This window comes from Leisingera sp. S2M4 (genome assembly GCF_055398055.1).
Genome location: NZ_AP040861.1, coordinates 2,588,169 through 2,605,574 on the forward strand (window position 1 = coordinate 2,588,169; position 17,406 = coordinate 2,605,574).

At 64.6% G+C, this 17,406-nt stretch carries 19 protein-coding genes and 5 tRNA genes; 8 read left to right on the forward strand and 16 right to left on the reverse strand.

Annotated elements, in window-relative coordinates; all coding sequences use genetic code 11:
• The gene (locus ACZ52D_RS12580) at positions 1 to 546 is read left to right on the forward strand and encodes a GNAT family N-acetyltransferase (protein ID WP_417474922.1); all 546 of its coding nucleotides are present in this window, start codon (positions 1 to 3) and stop codon (positions 544 to 546) included.
• A 196-nt stretch (positions 547 to 742) separates the two neighbouring features.
• Positions 743 to 819: transfer RNA gene (locus tag ACZ52D_RS12585), tRNA-His, on the forward strand.
• A gap of 318 nt (positions 820 to 1,137) precedes the next feature.
• Here the strand turns inward: ACZ52D_RS12585 and ACZ52D_RS12590 are convergent.
• Positions 1,138 to 1,221: transfer RNA gene (locus tag ACZ52D_RS12590), tRNA-Tyr, on the reverse strand.
• Positions 1,222 to 1,341: 120 nt separating this feature from the next.
• Here ACZ52D_RS12590 and rlmB point away from each other — a divergent pair.
• The 3 genes from rlmB to ACZ52D_RS12605 all read left to right on the forward strand — a co-directional run bounded on the left by rlmB (position 1,342) and on the right by ACZ52D_RS12605 (position 3,364).
• Complete coding sequence (gene rlmB, locus ACZ52D_RS12595; protein ID WP_417474924.1) at positions 1,342 to 2,118, forward strand: 23S rRNA (guanosine(2251)-2'-O)-methyltransferase RlmB; 777 nt, start codon at positions 1,342 to 1,344, stop codon at positions 2,116 to 2,118.
• A 72-nt stretch (positions 2,119 to 2,190) separates the two neighbouring features.
• On the forward strand, positions 2,191 to 2,688 hold the full coding sequence (locus tag ACZ52D_RS12600) for a YHS domain-containing (seleno)protein (RefSeq protein WP_417474926.1): 498 nt from the start codon (positions 2,191 to 2,193) through the stop codon (positions 2,686 to 2,688).
• Positions 2,689 to 2,893: 205 nt separating this feature from the next.
• Positions 2,894 to 3,364, forward strand: a complete 471-nt coding sequence (locus tag ACZ52D_RS12605) for a CoA-binding protein (protein WP_464441535.1) — start codon at positions 2,894 to 2,896, stop codon at positions 3,362 to 3,364.
• A gap of 233 nt (positions 3,365 to 3,597) precedes the next feature.
• On the opposite strand, the gene ACZ52D_RS12610 is transcribed toward ACZ52D_RS12605, so the two are convergent.
• The 4 genes from ACZ52D_RS12610 to hisA form a co-directional block, all read right to left on the reverse strand.
• Entirely contained in the window at positions 3,598 to 3,915 is a 318-nt protein-coding gene (locus ACZ52D_RS12610) for a phosphoribosyl-ATP diphosphatase (protein ID WP_464441536.1), read from the reverse strand.
• A gap of 11 nt (positions 3,916 to 3,926) precedes the next feature.
• The gene (gene hisF / locus ACZ52D_RS12615; RefSeq protein ID WP_464441537.1) at positions 3,927 to 4,688 is read right to left on the reverse strand and encodes an imidazole glycerol phosphate synthase subunit HisF; all 762 of its coding nucleotides are present in this window, start codon (positions 4,686 to 4,688) and stop codon (positions 3,927 to 3,929) included.
• A 34-nt stretch (positions 4,689 to 4,722) separates the two neighbouring features.
• Entirely contained in the window at positions 4,723 to 5,217 is a 495-nt protein-coding gene (locus ACZ52D_RS12620) for a DUF2867 domain-containing protein (protein ID WP_464441538.1), read from the reverse strand.
• A 79-nt stretch (positions 5,218 to 5,296) separates the two neighbouring features.
• Positions 5,297 to 6,019, reverse strand: coding sequence for a 1-(5-phosphoribosyl)-5-[(5-phosphoribosylamino)methylideneamino]imidazole-4-carboxamide isomerase (gene hisA, locus ACZ52D_RS12625; RefSeq protein WP_222455845.1), 723 nt, complete (start codon positions 6,017 to 6,019; stop codon positions 5,297 to 5,299).
• A 135-nt stretch (positions 6,020 to 6,154) separates the two neighbouring features.
• Between hisA and ACZ52D_RS12630 the strand changes: the two genes are divergently transcribed.
• A complete protein-coding gene (locus ACZ52D_RS12630) occupies positions 6,155 to 6,541 on the forward strand; it encodes a DUF2147 domain-containing protein (RefSeq protein WP_222455846.1) in 387 nt (128 codons plus the stop codon).
• Positions 6,542 to 6,562: 21 nt separating this feature from the next.
• Here the strand turns inward: ACZ52D_RS12630 and ACZ52D_RS12635 are convergent, their stop codons facing one another.
• The 4 genes from ACZ52D_RS12635 to hisB all read right to left on the reverse strand — a co-directional run bounded on the left by ACZ52D_RS12635 (position 6,563) and on the right by hisB (position 8,815).
• Complete coding sequence (locus ACZ52D_RS12635) at positions 6,563 to 6,814, reverse strand: WGR domain-containing protein (RefSeq protein ID WP_464441539.1); 252 nt, start codon at positions 6,812 to 6,814, stop codon at positions 6,563 to 6,565.
• Between the two features lie 172 nt (positions 6,815 to 6,986).
• Positions 6,987 to 7,625 (reverse strand): imidazole glycerol phosphate synthase subunit HisH, encoded by a 639-nt coding sequence (gene hisH, locus ACZ52D_RS12640; protein WP_369924013.1) that lies wholly within the window; start codon positions 7,623 to 7,625, stop codon positions 6,987 to 6,989.
• Positions 7,626 to 7,692: 67 nt separating this feature from the next.
• On the reverse strand, positions 7,693 to 8,175 hold the full coding sequence (locus ACZ52D_RS12645; protein ID WP_464441540.1) for a GFA family protein: 483 nt from the start codon (positions 8,173 to 8,175) through the stop codon (positions 7,693 to 7,695).
• Between the two features lie 52 nt (positions 8,176 to 8,227).
• A complete protein-coding gene (gene hisB, locus ACZ52D_RS12650) occupies positions 8,228 to 8,815 on the reverse strand; it encodes an imidazoleglycerol-phosphate dehydratase HisB (protein WP_464441541.1) in 588 nt (195 codons plus the stop codon).
• A gap of 174 nt (positions 8,816 to 8,989) precedes the next feature.
• Between hisB and ACZ52D_RS12655 the strand changes: the two genes are divergently transcribed.
• On the forward strand, positions 8,990 to 9,229 hold the full coding sequence (locus tag ACZ52D_RS12655) for an Lrp/AsnC family transcriptional regulator (RefSeq protein ID WP_174147426.1): 240 nt from the start codon (positions 8,990 to 8,992) through the stop codon (positions 9,227 to 9,229).
• A gap of 79 nt (positions 9,230 to 9,308) precedes the next feature.
• Here the strand turns inward: ACZ52D_RS12655 and ACZ52D_RS12660 are convergent, their stop codons facing one another.
• The 6 genes from ACZ52D_RS12660 to ACZ52D_RS12685 form a co-directional block, all read right to left on the reverse strand.
• On the reverse strand, positions 9,309 to 10,661 hold the full coding sequence (locus ACZ52D_RS12660; RefSeq protein WP_464441542.1) for an aminotransferase: 1,353 nt from the start codon (positions 10,659 to 10,661) through the stop codon (positions 9,309 to 9,311).
• 201 nt (positions 10,662 to 10,862) lie between these two features.
• Positions 10,863 to 10,937, reverse strand: a tRNA-Gly gene (locus tag ACZ52D_RS12665).
• A 156-nt stretch (positions 10,938 to 11,093) separates the two neighbouring features.
• Positions 11,094 to 11,168: transfer RNA gene (locus ACZ52D_RS12670), tRNA-Gly, on the reverse strand.
• A 101-nt stretch (positions 11,169 to 11,269) separates the two neighbouring features.
• The gene (locus ACZ52D_RS12675; RefSeq protein ID WP_222455852.1) at positions 11,270 to 12,172 is read right to left on the reverse strand and encodes a NaeI family type II restriction endonuclease; all 903 of its coding nucleotides are present in this window, start codon (positions 12,170 to 12,172) and stop codon (positions 11,270 to 11,272) included.
• A gap of 93 nt (positions 12,173 to 12,265) precedes the next feature.
• Positions 12,266 to 13,225 (reverse strand): DNA cytosine methyltransferase, encoded by a 960-nt coding sequence (locus ACZ52D_RS12680; protein ID WP_222455853.1) that lies wholly within the window; start codon positions 13,223 to 13,225, stop codon positions 12,266 to 12,268.
• Between the two features lie 141 nt (positions 13,226 to 13,366).
• Positions 13,367 to 13,441: transfer RNA gene (locus ACZ52D_RS12685), tRNA-Gly, on the reverse strand.
• A gap of 158 nt (positions 13,442 to 13,599) precedes the next feature.
• On the opposite strand from ACZ52D_RS12685, the gene ACZ52D_RS12690 reads away from it, so the two are divergent.
• Positions 13,600 to 13,782 (forward strand): hypothetical protein, encoded by a 183-nt coding sequence (locus tag ACZ52D_RS12690; protein WP_369924019.1) that lies wholly within the window; start codon positions 13,600 to 13,602, stop codon positions 13,780 to 13,782.
• A gap of 75 nt (positions 13,783 to 13,857) precedes the next feature.
• On the opposite strand, the gene ACZ52D_RS12695 is transcribed toward ACZ52D_RS12690, so the two are convergent.
• On the reverse strand, positions 13,858 to 17,301 hold the full coding sequence (locus tag ACZ52D_RS12695) for a pyruvate carboxylase (RefSeq protein WP_464441543.1): 3,444 nt from the start codon (positions 17,299 to 17,301) through the stop codon (positions 13,858 to 13,860).
• Positions 17,302 to 17,406: the final 105 nt, after the last annotated feature.

The window sequence follows — 17,406 nt, forward strand, 5'->3', positions numbered from 1 at the left end:
ATGAAAGGCAAGCGCCCTTTGGGCTACACTGGCGGCATGACCGACCTGTCCCTGCGCCGATTCGCCCCGGGCGACATGCATTGGCTGGTGGCGCGCCACCAGGATCTCTATGCGCGCGAGGCCGGGTTTGACAGCCGGTTCGGCGCGGTGGTGGCTGAGGTGCTTCACGGGTTCTGCACCGATCATGACCCGCGGTGCGAGCGCGGCTGGCTGGCCGAGCAGGAGGGGCGCCGCCTGGGGTCGATTTTCTGCATGCGGGAGGACGCGCAGACCGCGCGGCTCCGCCTGTTTCTCGTGGTGCCCGAGGCCCGCAGTCAGGGACTGGGGAAGCAACTGCTGGCGAGCTGCATGGGGTTTGCCCGCAGCGCGGGGTACGCCGGGATGGTGCTCAAGACCTACCAGAGCCATGACGCGGCTGGCGCGCTCTACCGCGCGTTTGGCTGGCAATTGCAAGAGGTTCGCCCGGTGCGGGGCTATGGCCAGGACTTGGAGGAGCAGACCTGGCGGATCTGCTTTCAGGCCCGGAGGGAGGAAGGCATGGCTTGAGTTCGCGGCCCCGCTCTCGCACGCTGGCCTCAAGGTTTTATCGAGCCAGTGCAGAGGTTTGTGGATAACTTTGTGGAAGATGCGCAGTTTTTTCCGGGCTCGGGGAGGGGCTGCGCGCGGTCATTTTCTTTTCGTGACAGAAAGGTGAAAAAACCTCTTGCGCCCCCTCGGGACGTGCTATAAATGCCCCCTCAGTGCCGCCTTAGCTCAGTTGGTTAGAGCGCTGGATTGTGGATCCAGAGGTCCCCCGTTCAAGCCGGGGAGGCGGTACCATCTCCCCCCCCCTAGATAAGCATAAACACCCTGTCAGCGGGGTTGGTGGTAATTTCCCCGTAGCGCTGTATTGCTCCTGATCTTTGGTCGGATCGGGCGATGTGCGCTTGGTGTTCGTCGCGTCTTGTGGCTTCACGTCACCTGTCGGACTTGCCCGTCGTTCGCGGGTGAAATGGCATGGCGTCTCATGCCCTGCGGCATGTGGCTGCGACATGGATCCCGCGCGCAGAAACAGATGTCGCAGACACCGAGGCGGCGGTTGAGCAACGCGATATGTCTTGGATTTTCAGTGATTTACCACGCATCCCGAGGAGGGGATGGTGGGCGACCTTGGAATCGAACCAAGCGTGCGTCTCCGCGAGGGAGTTACAGTCCCCTGCCACACCTTGCGGCCTGTCGCCCACTGTCAGGTGAGTGTTGCACCTAACGTGGAGGCGTGATTACTAGCAGGCCAAAGGGGCGTCAACAGGAAAATCGCAAGTTTTTTGAGCTGCCCTCAATTTCTTTCTGCCGGAGAGCAAAATGTCCAAGAAACCCAAGTGGGTCGTCGAAAAAGAGCAGGCCAAACGGGCTGCTGCTGCGGAAACCGTCTGGCTGTTCGGCCTGCATGCGGTGCGGGATGCACTGCTGAACCCCAAGCGCGAAAAATTGCGGCTGATGGTGACGCTGAACGCACAGGCCAAGCTGGCCGATGCCATCGAGGCGTCCGGCATCGAGGCCGAGGTGATCGATCCGCGCAAGTTCAACCCGCCGATTGATCCGCAGTCGGTCCACCAGGGGGCAGCGCTGGAGGTGAAGCCGCTGAACTGGGGCGGTCTGGCCGAAAACTGCATCGGTGCGGAGGTGCCGCGCGTGCTGCTTCTGGACCGTGTCACCGATCCGCACAATGTCGGCGCCATCCTGCGCTCGGCCGAGGTGCTGGGCGCCAGTGCCGTCATCGGCACCCGCCACCACTCTGCGCCCGAAACCGGGGCGCTGGCCAAGACGGCCAGCGGCGCGCTGGAGCGCCAGCCCTATTTGCGGATGCGCAACCTCGCCGACACCATCATCGAGCTGCAGAACATGGGCTTTCTGGTGCTCGGGCTGGACGGAGAGGCCGAGCAGACCATCGAAGGCGCCCTGGAGGGCAAAACGCATCTGCCGGTGGCGCTGGTTCTGGGGGCCGAGGGGCCGGGGCTGCGGCAGAAGACCAGGGAGACCGTCGACCAGCTGGTCAAGATCGACGCCGCAGGCGGTTTCGGCTCGCTCAACGTCTCCAACGCGGCTGCAATCGCGCTCTACGCCTCGCTGCCGCGCTGAACCGATCAAAACCGGTTCACATCCGCGTAAGGCCGCTTTGCAAGCCTGCGTGGCTAGGGCACTCTGTGACTGATGTCCCGCCGCCTGACCGCGGCGGGGGAAGAAATGGAGTATGTGTTGATTTTCCGCGCCCTTGCAGTGATCTCGGCTCTTCTCGCCTTCGCGGTGCCGCCAGGCGCGGCGCGGGCGGACACGGGGCTGTTCGCCACCCGCGCAGGCGTGGCGGTTGGCGGCTATGACGTGGTGGCCTTCTTTCAGCACGGGGTGGCGCAGCCGGGACACCAGCGCAACGCAGTGATGTGGAAGGGGGCGAACTGGCATTTCGCCAGCGCCGCCAGCCGGGCGCGGTTCGAATCCAATCCACGCGCCTTTGCCCCGGCCTTTGGCGGCTATTGCGCCTATGCCATGTCCCGGGGCGTGCTGGTGCCGGGCGATCCGCAGCTGTGGGTGATCGTTGACGGAAGATTGTTCCTTCTGAACAACCCGGAGGCCCAGCAGAAATGGCGCGCCCGCAAGGAAGAGCTGATCGCGCGGGCAAAGCAGAACTGGCCTGCGATTCTGCGCCACTGAGCCGTCACCTCACTTTCTCGTGAGTGGCGCTTTTATTTTCCGAACTGTGACCCATATTCAATACAGACTGCGGAGTGGAACCACCGCAGATCTTTTTCACTGTCCCTCGTTCCATACCTCGCGCCCGGTTCGTCCGGGCGCATTTTTTATCTGCAGCGACGAATTCGGCTAGGCGGGCCAGGCGGAGGCGCCTAGGTTGGGTGGCATGAGCAGCTACAGTGACGACCACCTGAAATCCATCCTGCAGCGCAGTCGCGTGATTGCGGTTGTCGGCGTGTCCATGAACCCGGTGCGGCCCAGCTACTACGTCGCGCGCTACCTGTCGCTGAAAGGGTTCCGGGTGATTCCGGTCAACCCCGGCCACGCGGGCAAGTTGCTGTTCGGCGAACCCGTGCGCGCCAGCCTGTCCGACGTCGACGCACCGGTGGATATGGTCGATATCTTCCGGCGCTCCGAGGCGGTGCCGCCGATCGTCGACGAGGCGCTGGACGTGTTTCCCGACCTGCAGACCATCTGGATGCAGATCGGCGTTGAACACGCCGAAGCGGCCGCCAAGGCCGAGGCCCGCGGCGTGACGGTGATCCAGAACCGCTGTCCCAAGATCGAATACCAGCGCCTGTTTGGCGAGCTGCGCCAGGGCGGCTTTGCCACCGGCATCATCTCCTCAAAACTTTAAGGCTGGGCAGGGGGGCTCCCGCCCGCTGCGCCCGTCCTGACGGACGGGCTGCACGGTTGGGCCGGGCGCCGCTGCGCGGCGCGGTTTTTGCTGAGAGGCCCTGACGGGCAGGTCTGCCCGACAGGGCGAGGTCGATTGTGTGCTTTGTGGCGCGTCAAGGGCAAGCCGCGCTGGCGCGCGGAGGCTGCGCCTCCCTTGACCCGCGCGGCGGGCAGGGCCGGGGGGGGTGGCGCTCAGCCCTTGGGGCGGGCGGCTTTCTCGGCGATGCCGCTGAGGCCCTGGCGCTCGGCCAGCACGGTCAGGACATCGTCCAGCGCCACGCCGCGGGCGGCCAGCATCACCAGGAAATGATAGAGCACATCGGCGCCTTCGGCCGCGAGCCCCGTCTTGTTGTCCTTCACCGCCTCGATGATGGCCTCGATGGCCTCTTCGCCGAATTTCTCGGCGCATTTTTCCGGCCCCTTGGCCAGCAGTTTCGCGGTCCAGCTGCTGTCGGGGTCAGCCCCCTTGCGGGACAGGATGGTGGCCTCGAGATCGTGCAGAATGCTCATCACGTCGCCCCTCAGTTCAGCCGCATCGGAATGCCGGCGGCGGCCATGTGCTGCTTGGCTTCCTGGATGGTGTATTCCCCGAAGTGGAAGATCGAGGCCGCCAGCACCGCGGAGGCGCCGCCCTTGGTTACACCTTCGACCAGGTGGTCCAGGTTGCCGACGCCGCCGGAGGCGATCACCGGCACGTCAACCGCGTCCGAGATCGCCTTGGTCAGCGGCAGGTTGAAGCCTGATTTGGTGCCGTCGCGGTCCATCGAGGTGAGCAGGATTTCCCCGGCCCCCTTGGCGGTGACCAGCTTGGCAAACTCAACCGCGTCAATGCCGGTGGGCTTGCGGCCGCCATGGGTGAAGATCTCCCAGCGGCCGGGTTCCACGGTCTTGGCGTCGATGGCGCAGACAATGCACTGGCTGCCGAACTGGTCCGCGGCCTCGGCGATGACATCGGGGTTCGCGACCGCGGCCGAGTTGAACGAGACCTTGTCGGCCCCCGCCAGCAGCAGCGCCCGGACGTCTTCCTTGGTGCGCACGCCGCCGCCCACGGTCAGCGGCACGAAACATTGTTCGGCGGTGCGGCGCACCACGTCGAACATGGTGCCGCGGTTTTCATGGGTCGCGTGAATGTCGAGGAAGCAGATTTCATCCGCGCCGGCGGCGTCATAGGCCTTGGCCGATTCCACCGGGTCGCCGGCATCGCGCAGGCCGACGAAGTTGACGCCCTTGACCACGCGCCCGTCGGCGACATCGAGACAGGGGATGATACGGGTTTTCAGCATGGGTCGCCCTTTGGCCGCTTGCGTTGACGTGTCTTTACTGCGCAGGCGGTTGGGATGCAATCGCGGCGCTGTGGCGGGCGATGCGGCGCATGCAGTCGCGCACGATCAGGATGTGGAACGGCATCACCAGCGCCAGGTAGATCCGCCCCAGCAGGTTGTTCCGATGCACCCAGGTGGCCATGTGGATGCGGCCTGCCTGACGCCGGATGCTGATGCGGAAATTCAGATGGCGGTCGTCGGTGCCGAGGATCAGTTCCTGATCGTCCTCAAAGCACACCGGAAACAGCGTCGTCGCCTGCGCGCTGTCGCCCGGCTCATCGCGATCGGTTTTCAGCCCCAGCGGGCGCACCAGGCGATTGCGCAGCTGCATCAGCGTCTGCGCCCAGCTGGGCAGCGAGAAGGCCAGATCAGCCGCCGCTCGCGGGCTCAGGCTGCTGGCCACCGCATAGCCATCGAGGAAATCATCCGGTCCAACCTGTGACCACAGGCGGGCGCCCTGGGGCAGCGGGGTCTTTTCGACAGGGGGCATGGACGGTCCGCCAATGGTTGCAGGTGGCGCCATCTGACAGCAGATCGTCGCCGCCTGCAAACGGGCATGGTGCCGCGGATCAGCCCTTCAGCACTGCCAGCGCCTCGGCCAGATCGATCGCGCCATCATAGAGCGCGCGGCCCGAGATCGCCCCATTGAGCGGCGCACCGCAGGTTTTCAGCGCCCGCAGGTCGTCCAGCGAGGACACCCCGCCGGAGGCGATCACCGGGATGCTGACCGCCTTGGCCAGCTCGGCGGTGGCCTGGATGTTCGGCCCCTTCATCGCGCCATCGCGCAGGATGTCGGTGTAGATGATCGCGGCCACGCCTGCGTCCTCGAATGACTTGGCGAGGTCGGTCACCATCACGTCCGTTTCCTCGGCCCAGCCCTTGGTCGCCACCTTGCCGTTGCGGGCGTCGATGCCGACGGCGACCTTGCCGGGGAACTCCCGGGCCGCTTCGCGCACCAGCTCCGGGTTTTCCACCGCCACGGTGCCGAGGATCACCCGGGCCAACCCCTTGTCGATCCAGGCTTCGATGGTGGCCATGTCGCGGATGCCGCCGCCCAGCTGTGCCGGTACCTTGGTTTGTTTCAGGATCTCCTCGACCGGGGCGGCGTTGACCGGTGCACCGGCAAAGGCACCGTTGAGGTCGACGAGGTGCAGCCACTCGCAGCCTGCTTCGACGAACTCCAGCGCCTGGGCGGCGGGGTTGTCGTTGAACACGGTGGTCTTGTCCATGTCGCCGTGCAGCAGGCGGACGGCCTGGCCGTCCTTGAGGTCAATCGCGGGGTAGAGGATCATCCGGGCAGCCCTTTGTAGAATATGCTGGCGGTGTTTTGCACAAGCGCGCCCCGAATTGCAACGCGACCCGAGGTCAAGCTTGCTCCAAAACCGGGGGTCGGGACAGACTGCTGGCATCAACAGGGAGGATGAGCGATGAAAAAACTGCTGGCAGCCGCTGCGGTGGCGCTGGGTCTGGCCACCGGCGTGGCGGCAGATCCGGTTCTCGGAACCTGGCGGACCGAGCCGGACGATGGCTCCTATGCCTACGTGGAAATGGCAAAATGCGGTGCTGCGGTCTGCGGCACGATCACCCGGACCTTCAACAGTTCGGGCGAGTACCAGTCGCCGAACCTGGGCAAGGTTCTGGTGATCGACATGAAGTCGCAGGGTGACGGCTCGTATGCGGGCAAGGTCTGGCGTCCGTCCAACGACAAGATCTACATCGGCAAGATGGATCTTGCGGGCAGCAGCCTGGCGCTGCGGGGCTGCGTGGCCGGTGGGCTGATCTGTTCCAAGCAGACCTGGACGCGGGTCAAGTAAACCTTTGGCGCGGGGCTGCGCCTAGAGCAGCCCCAGCTGCACCGGGATCGGTGCATAGCCGCGTTTCAGCTGCTGATCGCGGAACCGTTCGAAAATCGCCAGCGCCTCGCCATGGGCGGTCAGGTAGGTGCGTTTCTGCGCGCCGCCGGGCGCGTTCAGCGGGCCGGAGACGCGCTCGACGCACCAATCGCCAAACAGCGTTGGTGTCAGGCTCAGCAGGCAATAGCGGTGCTTGCCTTCGGCGTGATCGTATTTCTCGAAACGGATGTGCAAGGGGATGGCCGCGGTGACAAAAGGTCCGCCCCGTATGCATCGAAGCGGCGCGCTTGTCTATTGCTCAAACCGGTGCGGGCCAAGCACTGCCGCCGCGTCTGTGACCTGCGCACATCACCGGCAGATCGCGGCGGCTCGCCACGGCGGGCAGGGCCGGCCGTGGCGGGTGGGCTCAGGGGGTCCAGGTCAGGAAGTTGCCGATCATCCGCAATCCGGTCGCCTGGCTTTTCTCCGGGTGGAACTGCATGCCCAGCATGGTATCCCGGCCGACCACCGCGGTGACGTCTCCGCCATAATCCACATGGGCCAGCCGCTCGGCCGCGGCGGCGACGCGGAAATGATAGGAGTGCACGAAATAGACGTGATCGCCGCTGGAGACGCCATCGAACACCGGGTGCGGCGTGTCGATCACCAGATCATTCCAGCCCATGTGCGGCACCTTCAGCGCGGTGTCGGAAGGCTCAATCTTCACCACGTCGCCACCAACCCAGCCAAGGCCCGGTGTCTCGGCGTATTCATGCCCGGTGGTGGCCATCAGCTGCATGCCCACGCAGATGCCGAGGAACGGGCGCCCTTTCTGCTCGACCGCTTCGACCATGGCGTCGTAGATGCCCCTGTGGCCGCGCAGTTCGGTGGCGCAGGCCGGGAAGGCGCCATCGCCGGGCAGCACCAGCCGGTCGGCGCGCGCCACCACATCCGCATCCGAGGTCACCACGACCTCCCCCGCGTCCAGTTCCCGCGCCATCCGCTGAAACGCCTTCTCGGCAGAATGCAGGTTGCCGGATTCGTAATCGATGATCGCGGTCAGCATGTAGGGGCTCTCCAGGGGTGTGAAACTCGCATGCTGCCTAGCGCAACAACCCGGCGCTGCCAAGCCTTCAGCGGATGTGCAGCACCTCGTGCAGCACCTCGGGATCCAGCGGTGTGCCATCCGCGGTGGCGGCGTGCTGCCGGAACACCTTGAAGCCCGCCGGAACCATGGCCCCGCGCACCGCGTCATCGAGAAAGATGAACTTGCTGTTCTCCGGGGTGAAGGCGAACCAGCCCGGATCATCAAAGCTGCCCGCATAAACGCCGAGTCGGTCCGGCCAGCGCTCGAAGGTCAGGTGGGTCTTGGTGCCGCAGGTTGCGCAGAAATGCACGTTCACCGCCTTGCCGCTGCCGCCCGAGACATGCACGTAGCGCGATGGTGCGCCTTCGGTGATCTGGAAGCGGGCGATGTCGAAAATGGGTTCCACCATTCCCAATGCACCCGTCGCCCGCTGGCAGAAGCGGCAAAAACAGGCCGTCACCCACAGGGGATCACCGCTTACCCGGTATCGCAAGCCGCCGCAGAGGCAGCCACCATCATGTGTCGTCATTGCGTCGCCTCCCTGCAGATATCTGTGCAGGGAGACTAGCACGGATCGCCCGTTACAGCGCGCCCTTGGTCGAGGGGATCGCGTCCGCCTTGCGCGGGTCGGTCTCCACCGCCAGCCGCAGCGCCCGCGCCACCGCCTTGAAGGCGGCCTCGGCGATATGGTGGCTGTTGAACCCGTGCAGCTGGTCGATGTGCAGGGTGATGCCGCCATGGGTGCTGAAGCCCTGGAAGAATTCGCGCACCAGCTCGGTGTCAAAGGTGCCGATCTTCTGGGTCGGCAGCTCCACGTTCCAGATCAGGAAGGGGCGCGCCGACAGGTCCAGCGCGCAGCGCACCTGGGCGTCATCCATCGGCAGGTGGCACTCGCCATAGCGGCGGATGCCCTTCTTGTCCCCCAGCGCCTGCGTCAGCGCCTGACCCAGGGCGATGCCGGTGTCCTCGACCGTGTGGTGGTCATCGATGTGATAGTCGCCCTTGGCGCGGATCGTCATGTCGATCAGCGAGTGGCGCGCCAGCTGGTCCAGCATGTGGTCGAAGAAGCCAACCCCGGTCTGGTTGTCATATGCCCCGGAGCCATCCAGGTTGATCTCCACGGAAATCTCGGTTTCCGCGGTCTTGCGGGTCACTTTGGCGGTACGCATCGACGGGCTATCCTTCCTCAAGCTGCGAGGCGCTTATAGGGCGGGCAGGGGGCTGGGCTCAAGTGTGGCATTGTTCATGGGCGCCAGACTGTTGCCCGCGCCGCCGCCTATTGCGCCGCGCCTGCGCCCATGCGACCTTGGCGCAAATTCCGAACACCAGCAAAAGGGGCACCCATGTCCACCTGCGTCTTTGTCCAGATCCGCTGCAAACCCGGCACCACCTACAAGGTGGCCGAGGAGATCGCCCTGCGCGAAATCCACTCCGAACTCTATTCCACCAGCGGCAATTTCGACCTGCTGATGAAGCTCTACATCCCCAGCGGCGAGGACGTCGGAAAATACATCAACGACAAGCTGCTTCAGATCGAAGGCATCGAACGCTCGCTGACCACGATGACCTACAAGGTCTTCTAGGCCACGCTCCGGCGTCGCAGCCGACAGCAAAACGCCCCGCACTGCGGGGCGTTCTTCGTTTCACGGGGCTGAGGCCGGATCAGCCGGCGATCAGCCCGCGGTTCTTCAGCTCCTGATAGGCTGTGTCGACGCCGGCCTTCATCCGCTTCAGCATCTCGTCGATCTCATCCTTGGTGATGATGATCGGCGGGCACAGGGCCAGCGCGTTGCCCGCCACCGCGCGCAGGATCAGCCCGTTGGCCTCGCAGGCCTTCTGTGCGGCTGCGCCCGCCGCGCCCTTCTCGAAGCTCGCGCCGGTGGTCTTGTTCGACACCAGCTCTAGCGCCGCGATCAGCCCCTTGCCGCGCACTTCGCCCACCAGCGGGTGGTCGGTGAAGATCTCGCGCAACTGCGCCTGCATGTAGGCGCCCACCTCAGCGGCATGTTCGAACAGGTTGTCGCGCTCGTAGATTTCCAGCGTCTTCAGCGCCGCGGCGCAGGCCGCCGGGTGGCCGGAATAGGTGTAGCCGTGGCCGAACACGCCGACCTCGTTGGTCTGGTCGATCATCGCCTCGTACATCCAGCCGGGAATGACCGAGACCGAGATCGGGAAATAGGCCGAGGACAGCTGCTTGGCAAAGGTCATCAGGTCCGGCTTGATGCCCATGGTGGTGCAGCCGAAATCCGCGCCGGTACGGCCAAAGCCGCAGATCACCTCATCCGCCCAGACCAGGATGCCGTGCTTGCGCAACAGCGCCTGCAGCTTCTCGTAATACCCCTCCGGCGGCACGATCACGCCCGACGCGCCGGTGATCGGCTCGACGATCATCGCGGCGATGGTGTCGGGGTCTTCCGCCAGGATCTGCTGTTCCAGGTTGTTGATGATGCGGTCGACGAACTGTTCTTCGGTCTCGTTGCCCTGACGGCCCGTGTAGTAATGCGGCGCGTCCGAGCGCAGGATGTGCAGCGCCTCCAGCGGCGCATCGAAATGCGCCAGATTCGCGGGCAGCGAGGTCAGCGAGCCGGCCGCAACCGTCACCCCGTGATAGCCGCGCTCGCGGGTGATGATCTTGCGCTTCTCCGGCTTGCCGATGGCGTTGAAGTAATAGCGCAGCATCTTGTAATGCGTGTCATTGGCGTCCGAGCCGGAATTGCCGAAGAAGATATAGGCATCCTCCACCGGCACCATCGCTTTCAGCTTCTCTGCCAGCTTCTGGATCGGCTCATGGGTCTTGCCGCCGAAGGTGTGCGAAAACGGCAGCTTGTGCAGCTGCTCGGTGATCGCGTCCATCACCTCGGTATTGCTGTAACCCAACGAGGTGCACCACAGCCCCGCAAGACCTTCGATGTATTTGTTGCCATCGCTGTCATAGACATAGATGCCTTCGCCGCGGTCCAGGCACAGCTGCTCGGTCGCAGTGAAATTGGTGGTGGGATAGATCACAGGGGCCATGGCCAAACTCCTCCGTTAGCGCGCCCGCAGGGGCGGTTTGCCGTAGCATTGGCGCGTTTTGCATGGCGCGTCAAAAGGAATTTGATCAAATTGGTGGCCTTGCCGGAATTTCCCGCGGCTGGCCTTGCGAGGCGTGGGGGAGAGTGGAAGACAGGCCGAAACGCGAAAGGCCGCCCCGAGGGACGGCCTTTTCGTTTCAAATGGAGCGGGCGAGGCGATTCGAACGCCCGACCCTAACCTTGGCAAGGTTATGCTCTACCCCTGAGCTACGCCCGCGCTGCCATTTGGTGAGGCGGTGAATAGAAAATCATCCGCCGGACTGCAAGCAAAAAAATGCACCTTCGGGCAAGAAATTCGCCTGCGCCAGGCTGCGTCGTTACCGGGGAGAAAAACAAAAAAAGCCGCCCGGATGGGCGGCGTTTTTGATCCAAATGGAGCGGGCGAGGCGATTCGAACGCCCGACCCTAACCTTGGCAAGGTTATGCTCTACCCCTGAGCTACGCCCGCGCTGCCATTTGGTAGGGCGGTTTCTAGGACTTTCGATGCAGGGCTGCAAGCGGAAAATTGACCCAAGCGCCAAGTATCTGTGGATAAATGCGAAACCCGCCTCAGCCCGGGCGGTGTGGCAGCTTGTGGCGGGAGTGTTCAAGCAGGCGCGCCTGCGCCGCATCGTCGATCCGGCAGGAGATGAAGGCGCTGGCCGGGCAGGGGGGCAGCTCCAGCGCCTTGATCAGCTGGGCATCCTTCTGGCCTTCCAGCAGCACGATCCGCTCGCGCGCCAGCATGTCGCGGGTGCCATGGCCGCCATCGGCCCGGATTCGACGCATGAAATCCTTCTGTTGCGCCACGGCTTCCACCACGTCGCGCGGAATCGCGCGGCGCTGGATCAGGCGGAACAGCCGCGCCATGCGCTCGTTGCCGGTTTCCCCGGCAAAGATCTGCGCCACCGCGGTCTCATCCGCGCTGCGCCAGAAATTGGCGGGATAGGGCTGATCCTTCAGCAGCCACAGGATATGGCGGAACCCGTCAGCAGAGATGCTGCGCTTGGCGTCCTTGTTCTGCCCGGCGGTCAGGTGCTCGGGGCGGGCGACGATCAGCCCGAGATAGCAACGGGCGCGCGCCTCATCCGCCGCCACCAGCAGGCAGGCGCAATTCAGCGCCTCGGTGGGAATCATCCAGTTGCCGCCCATGGTGTGCTTGATGTCGACATCCTGACCCAGGATCACGGTATCCAGCCGGCCCTTGGGCAGGCGCAGCAATGCCCGCAACTCGATCTCCACCCGCGTCCCGATGTAGGTCTTCTCGGTCTTTTCCAGCTCCTCATAGGCGCGCCGCCCGGTCTTGGGTGTCATGATCACATCGTCGATGCACTGGCGCAGCATCTGCGGCACGTCATGTTCCAGCGCCATGCTGCCGCCCGCCCTAGAAGTGATCTCTTCGGCCAGCGACGACAGCAGCGCAAAATCCGGGTGGCCCGGGCGCACCAGGCTGTCGGGAAGCTTCTGTTTCATGACATGTATCGCCCCGCCGAACACTCACACAGCGCGCAGTCCGCTTCGCGCGGAGCGGGCGCTGCTGTCGGCTCTGTAATCCGGATGATTTTCTCAGGCCCGTACGGCATGCAGCTTGGGCTTGGCAATCGCCGCTTTCAGCTCGCGCGCCACGGCTTCGGCCACCGGCGGCGGGAAGGCGTTGCCAACTTGGCGGTAGGCATTGGTCTTGGCGCCGGTGAAATGCCACTCGTCCGGGAAGCCCTGGATGCGCGCCACCATCCGCACCGTCAGCCGCGGCATGCCGTTGTGGAACGGGTCCGGTGCCTCATAGGCGATGGTGCGCCCCTCGACCCCCAGCGCCGCCCAGGCGCGTCGCGCCCGCGTCGGCCCCAGATCCGGTCCGCCGTGTTTCTTGGAGCCACCAACGATGGTCGGCGCAATCTCGTCGGCCTTTGCCGCCCAGTCCTCGGCGCCGCGCCAGCCGCGCTCCTGCATCAGGTCCAGGAGCGTCTCGCCGACGGTGCGCGGGTTGTGCGGCAGCGGCTCGGGCCAGTTGAACTGGCCGGAAAATTCCTTGCGCAGCGCGATGATCGCCACCCGCGGCCGCAGCTGCGGCACGCCGAAATCAGAGGCGTTCAGCAGCCGCCAGTCGGTTTCATACCCCAGTTTGGAGAGCTGCTTTTTCAGTTTTTCGCGGTAGTCGTGGAACACCGCATCCAGAAAGCCGCGCACGTTTTCGATCATCACCGCGCGGGGGCGGGTGGCGTCGACAATCTCGATCGCATCATCGAACAGGTTGCGTTCGTCCTTCTCGCCCAGCTGTTTGCCGGCCACCGAAAACGGCGGGCAGGGCAGGCCACCAGCGAGGAGGTCAATGCCGCGATAATCGCCCGCGACCTCCTTGAACTTGCGCACGTCCTCTTCCAGCACGTTCCACTGCGGGCGGTTGTGGCGCAGCGTGGCGCAGCAGTGCTTGTCGATCTCCACCAGCGCAGTGTGGTCGAAGCCGGCAGACTCCAGTCCCAGGGCCTGACCGCCCGCACCTGCGCATAGTTCTACCGATGTCAGCATCCTGCTCCGCCCGTCAAATTTGTTCTCGCTCCGTTCCTAGGCGCAAAGGTGATTCCGCACAAGGTTTTCCGCAGGGGCAGACTAGGCGGAAATCCCGAAATGCGAAAGGCCGCCCCGAAGGACGGCCTCTTCACTTTCGAATGGAGCGGGCGAGGCGATTCGAACGCCCGACCCTAACCTTGGCAAGGTTATGCTCTACCCCTGAGCTACGCCCGCGCTGCCATTCGGTGAGCGGTGATTTAGGGCCTGATGCGCGCGGCTGCAAGCGGAAAATCGGGCGCTGTCGAAAAAAATTTGCCGCTCCGGCGACGGAACCCGGGCTGCGCGCCGTGTCAGCCTGCAAAGCAACGCTGTTCACACAGGAGACCACGGTCATGCCAGTCAGGGAGTTTCTTCGTATCGGGGCGCTCGGCGGCGCCATCGCCTTGGGGCTTGCCTTGACCCCGGTCCCGCCCGAGGCGACGGCGGGCGCAGGCTGGGCACCGGACGTGGAGGCGATCCTGCCGGTGCGGGTCGAAATCACCACCCTGCCGCTGACGCCCTCGCATCCGGCCTGAGCCCGGCCGCGACATGCAAAAAAACGCCCCGCCAATTGGGCGGGGCGTTGATCGTTCTGCCGGATGGCGCCGGGGTTATTCCAGCTCGACCAGCAGATCCTTGGCGTCGATCTGCGCACCGGGCTGCACGTGGATGGCTTTCACCACCGCCTCGCGCTCGGCATGGATGCCGGTCTCCATCTTCATCGCTTCGATGGTCAGCAGCATGTCGCCCTCGTGGACCTGCTGGCCAACCTGCACCGAGAGGCTGGCGACCACGCCCGGCATCGGCGCGCCGACATGGTTGGGGTTGCCCGCTTCCGCCTTCGGGTTAGCCTGGGTCGAGGCTTTCACCAAGCGGTTCGGCACCCGGATCACGCGCGGCTGGCCGTTCAGTTCGAAGAAGACCTTCACTTCGCCTTTCTCGTCGGTCTCGCCCACCGCCTGCAGGCGGATTTCTAGCGTCTTGCCTGGGTCGATCTCGGCGGTGATTTCCTCACCCGGCTCCATGCCGTAGAAGAAGGTCTTGGTCGGCAGGGTGCGCACCGGGCCGTATTGGCGGTGGCGGCCCATGTAATCCAGGAACACCTTGGGATACATCAGGTAGCCGTTCAGATCCTCGTCATCGATCTTGAAGCCTTCCAGCTGCTTGGAGAGATCCGCGCGGGCTGCCTCCAGGTCCACCGGCTTCAGATGCTTGCCGGGGCGTTCGCGGTTCGGCTCTTCGCCCTTGAGCACCTTCTTGACGATCGCTTCCGGGAAGCCGCCGGGAGGCTGACCCAGGTTGCCGCGCATCATGTCCACCACCGAGTCGGGGAAGGCCACGTCGGTCTTGGGATCCTCGACCTCGGCGCGGGTCAGGCCCTGGCTCACCATCATCAGCGCCATGTCGCCGACAACCTTGGACGACGGCGTCACCTTGACGATGTCGCCGAACATCTGGTTCACGTCGGCATAGGTCTGCGCCACCTCGCTCCATTTCTCTTCCAGCCCCAGCGAACGCGCCTGCGCCTTCAGGTTGGTGAACTGGCCGCCCGGCATCTCGTGCAGGTAGACTTCCGAGGCCGGCGCCGCGAGGCCGCTTTCAAACGCGGCATATTGCGCCCGCACCTGTTCCCAGTAGTCCGAAATCTCGCGCACCTTGGCGATGTCGATGCCGGTATCGCGGTCGGTGTTGCGCAGCGCTTCGACGATCGAGCCGAGGCAGGGCTGCGAGGTGCCGCCCGAGAACGCATCCATCGCCGCATCCACCGCGTCGACGCCGGCATCCGCCGCCGCCAGGATGGTGGCCCCGGCCACGCCGGAGGTGTCATGGGTGTGGAAATGGACCGGCAGGCCGACCTCTTCCTTCAGCGCCTTGATCAGCTGGCGCGCGGCGGCGGGCTTCAAGAGGCCAGCCATGTCCTTCAGGCCCAGCACGTGGGCGCCCGCGGCTTCCAGCTCCTTGGCCATGCCGACATAGTACTTCAGGTCGTACTTGGCCCGGTTTGGATCCAGGATGTCGCCGGTGTAGCAGATGGTGCCTTCGCAGACCTTGCCGCTCTCGATCACCGCGTCCATCGCGACGCGCATGTTCTCGACCCAGTTCAGCGAGTCAAAGACGCGGAACACGTCAACGCCGGTCTTCGCGGCCTGCTTCACGAAGGACTGCACCACGTTGTCGGGATAGTTGGTGTAGCCGACACCGTTGGAGGCGCGCAGCAGCATCTGCGTCATCAGGTTCGGCATCCGCTCACGCAGGTCGCGCAGGCGCTGCCACGGGCATTCCTGCAGGAAGCGGTAGGCGACGTCGAAGGTCGCACCGCCCCAGCACTCGACCGAGAACAGCTGGCTGAGGTTTTGCGCATAGGCCGGTGCCACCTTGATCATGTCGATCGAGCGCATCCGGGTCGCCAGCAGCGACTGGTGCCCGTCGCGCATGGTGGTGTCGGTCAGCAGAAGCTGCCGCTGTGCCTTCATCCAGTCGGCGACGGCCTGCGCGCCCTTCTGCTCCAGCAGGTTGCGGGTGCCGTAAGGCAGGTTGCCCGGCTCCACCTTGGGCGCGCGCGGCTCTTTCAGATCGGCCGCAGGCGCCGGACGGCCCTCGGTCTCGGGGTGGCCGTTCACGGTGATGTCGGCGATATAGGTCAGCACCTTGGTGCCGCGGTCACGGCGCTTGGCGAACTGGAACAGCTCCGGCGTCTCGTCGATGAACTTGGTGGTGTATTCATTCGACAGGAAGGTCGGATGCTTCAGCAGGTTCTCGACAAAGGCGATGTTGGTCGACACGCCGCGCACCCGGAACTCGCGAAGGGCGCGGTCCATGCGGGCGATCGCCTTCTCCGGGGTCGGCGCCCAGGCAGTGACCTTAGTCAGCAGCGAGTCGTAGTAGCGGGTGATCACGCCGCCCGCATATGCGGTGCCGCCGTCGAGACGGATGCCCATGCCGGTGGCCGAACGGTAGGCGGTGATGCGGCCGTAGTCCGGGATGAAGTTGTTCAGCGGATCTTCGGTGGTGACGCGCGTCTGCAGCGCGTGGCCATTCAGGCGGATCTCATCCTGGCTCGCCTTGCCGGTGGCTTCGGCAATGCTCTTGCCCTCGGCGATCAGGATCTGCGCCTGCACGATGTCGATGCCGGTGACCTCCTCGGTCACGGTATGCTCCACCTGCACGCGCGGGTTCACTTCGATGAAGTAGAACTTGCCGCTTTCCATATCCATCAGGAATTCGACCGTGCCCGCGCATTCATAGTTCACATGCTGGCAGATCCGGCGGCCCAGGTCGCACAGCTCGGCACGCTGCTCTTCGCTGAGGTAGGGGGCAGGTGCGCGCTCGACCACTTTCTGGTTGCGGCGCTGCACCGAGCAATCCCGCTCGTAGAGGTGATAGATGTTGCCGTCCTTGTCGCCGAGAATCTGCACCTCGACGTGGCGGGCGCGGGTGATCATCTTCTCCAGGTAGCCTTCGCCGTTGCCAAAGGCGGCTTCCGCCTCGCGGCGACCTTCCAGCACCTTTTCCTCCAGCTCCTTTTCGCCGTAGATCGGGCGCATGCCGCGACCGCCGCCGCCCCAGCTCGCCTTGAGCATCAGGGGATAGCCGATCTCGGCCGCTTCCTTGCGGATCGCGTCCATGTCATCGCCCAGCACTTCGGTCGCGGGAATCACCGGCACGCCGGCGGCAATCGCCACCTTGCGGGCCGAGGCCTTGTCGCCGAGCGCGCGCATGGTTTCCGCCTTGGGGCCGATGAAGGTGATGCCGTTGCGCGCACAGGCATCGACGAAATCCGGGTTCTCCGACAGCAGGCCGTAACCCGGGTGGATCGCATCGGCGCCGCTCTCCTTGGCGACGCGGATGATCTCGTCGATCGACAGGTAGGCCGCAACCGGTCCCAGACCTTCGCCGATACGATAAGCCTCGTCGGCTTTGAACCGGTGCAAGCCCAGCTTGTCCTCCTCGGCGTAGACGGCGACGGTGCGCTTGCCCATTTCATTGGCTGCGCGCATCACGCGGATCGCGATTTCGCCACGGTTGGCAATCAGGATCTTTTTGAAGTCGGTCATTTCACCCTCGGGGTCCGTGCAAGTTGGAGAATTGTTAGGCGGATAATAACCGTTCAGACAACCGTAGTTCTGGGTAGAACCGGCATGATTGCGCTCTCAAGCGGC

Excerpts from the sequence above, each read along its gene's own strand:
- ACZ52D_RS12695 (WP_464441543.1), bottom strand. The coding sequence starts at position 17,301 with ATGACCGACTTCAAAAAGATCCTGATTGCCAACCGTGGCGAAATCGCG.
- ACZ52D_RS12610 (WP_464441536.1), bottom strand. The coding sequence starts at position 3,915 with ATGAGCATTCTGCACGATCTCGAGGCCACCATCCTGTCCCGCAAGGGG.
- hisF (WP_464441537.1), bottom strand. The coding sequence starts at position 4,688 with ATGCTGAAAACCCGTATCATCCCCTGTCTCGATGTCGCCGACGGGCGC.
- ACZ52D_RS12655 (WP_174147426.1), top strand. The coding sequence starts at position 8,990 with ATGTCCACCTGCGTCTTTGTCCAGATCCGCTGCAAACCCGGCACCACC.
- ACZ52D_RS12645 (WP_464441540.1), bottom strand. The coding sequence starts at position 8,175 with ATGACGACACATGATGGTGGCTGCCTCTGCGGCGGCTTGCGATACCGG.
- ACZ52D_RS12630 (WP_222455846.1), top strand. The coding sequence starts at position 6,155 with ATGAAAAAACTGCTGGCAGCCGCTGCGGTGGCGCTGGGTCTGGCCACC.
- hisA (WP_222455845.1), bottom strand. The coding sequence starts at position 6,019 with ATGATCCTCTACCCCGCGATTGACCTCAAGGACGGCCAGGCCGTCCGC.
- ACZ52D_RS12680 (WP_222455853.1), bottom strand. The coding sequence starts at position 13,225 with ATGCTGACATCGGTAGAACTATGCGCAGGTGCGGGCGGTCAGGCCCTG.
- ACZ52D_RS12605 (WP_464441535.1), top strand. The coding sequence starts at position 2,894 with ATGAGCAGCTACAGTGACGACCACCTGAAATCCATCCTGCAGCGCAGT.
- ACZ52D_RS12600 (WP_417474926.1), top strand. The coding sequence starts at position 2,191 with ATGTCCCGCCGCCTGACCGCGGCGGGGGAAGAAATGGAGTATGTGTTG.
- ACZ52D_RS12580 (WP_417474922.1), top strand. The coding sequence starts at position 1 with ATGAAAGGCAAGCGCCCTTTGGGCTACACTGGCGGCATGACCGACCTG.
- rlmB (WP_417474924.1), top strand. The coding sequence starts at position 1,342 with ATGTCCAAGAAACCCAAGTGGGTCGTCGAAAAAGAGCAGGCCAAACGG.
- hisH (WP_369924013.1), bottom strand. The coding sequence starts at position 7,625 with ATGCTGACCGCGATCATCGATTACGAATCCGGCAACCTGCATTCTGCC.
- ACZ52D_RS12660 (WP_464441542.1), bottom strand. The coding sequence starts at position 10,661 with ATGGCCCCTGTGATCTATCCCACCACCAATTTCACTGCGACCGAGCAG.
- hisB (WP_464441541.1), bottom strand. The coding sequence starts at position 8,815 with ATGCGTACCGCCAAAGTGACCCGCAAGACCGCGGAAACCGAGATTTCC.
- ACZ52D_RS12620 (WP_464441538.1), bottom strand. The coding sequence starts at position 5,217 with ATGCCCCCTGTCGAAAAGACCCCGCTGCCCCAGGGCGCCCGCCTGTGG.
- ACZ52D_RS12675 (WP_222455852.1), bottom strand. The coding sequence starts at position 12,172 with ATGAAACAGAAGCTTCCCGACAGCCTGGTGCGCCCGGGCCACCCGGAT.
- ACZ52D_RS12690 (WP_369924019.1), top strand. The coding sequence starts at position 13,600 with ATGCCAGTCAGGGAGTTTCTTCGTATCGGGGCGCTCGGCGGCGCCATC.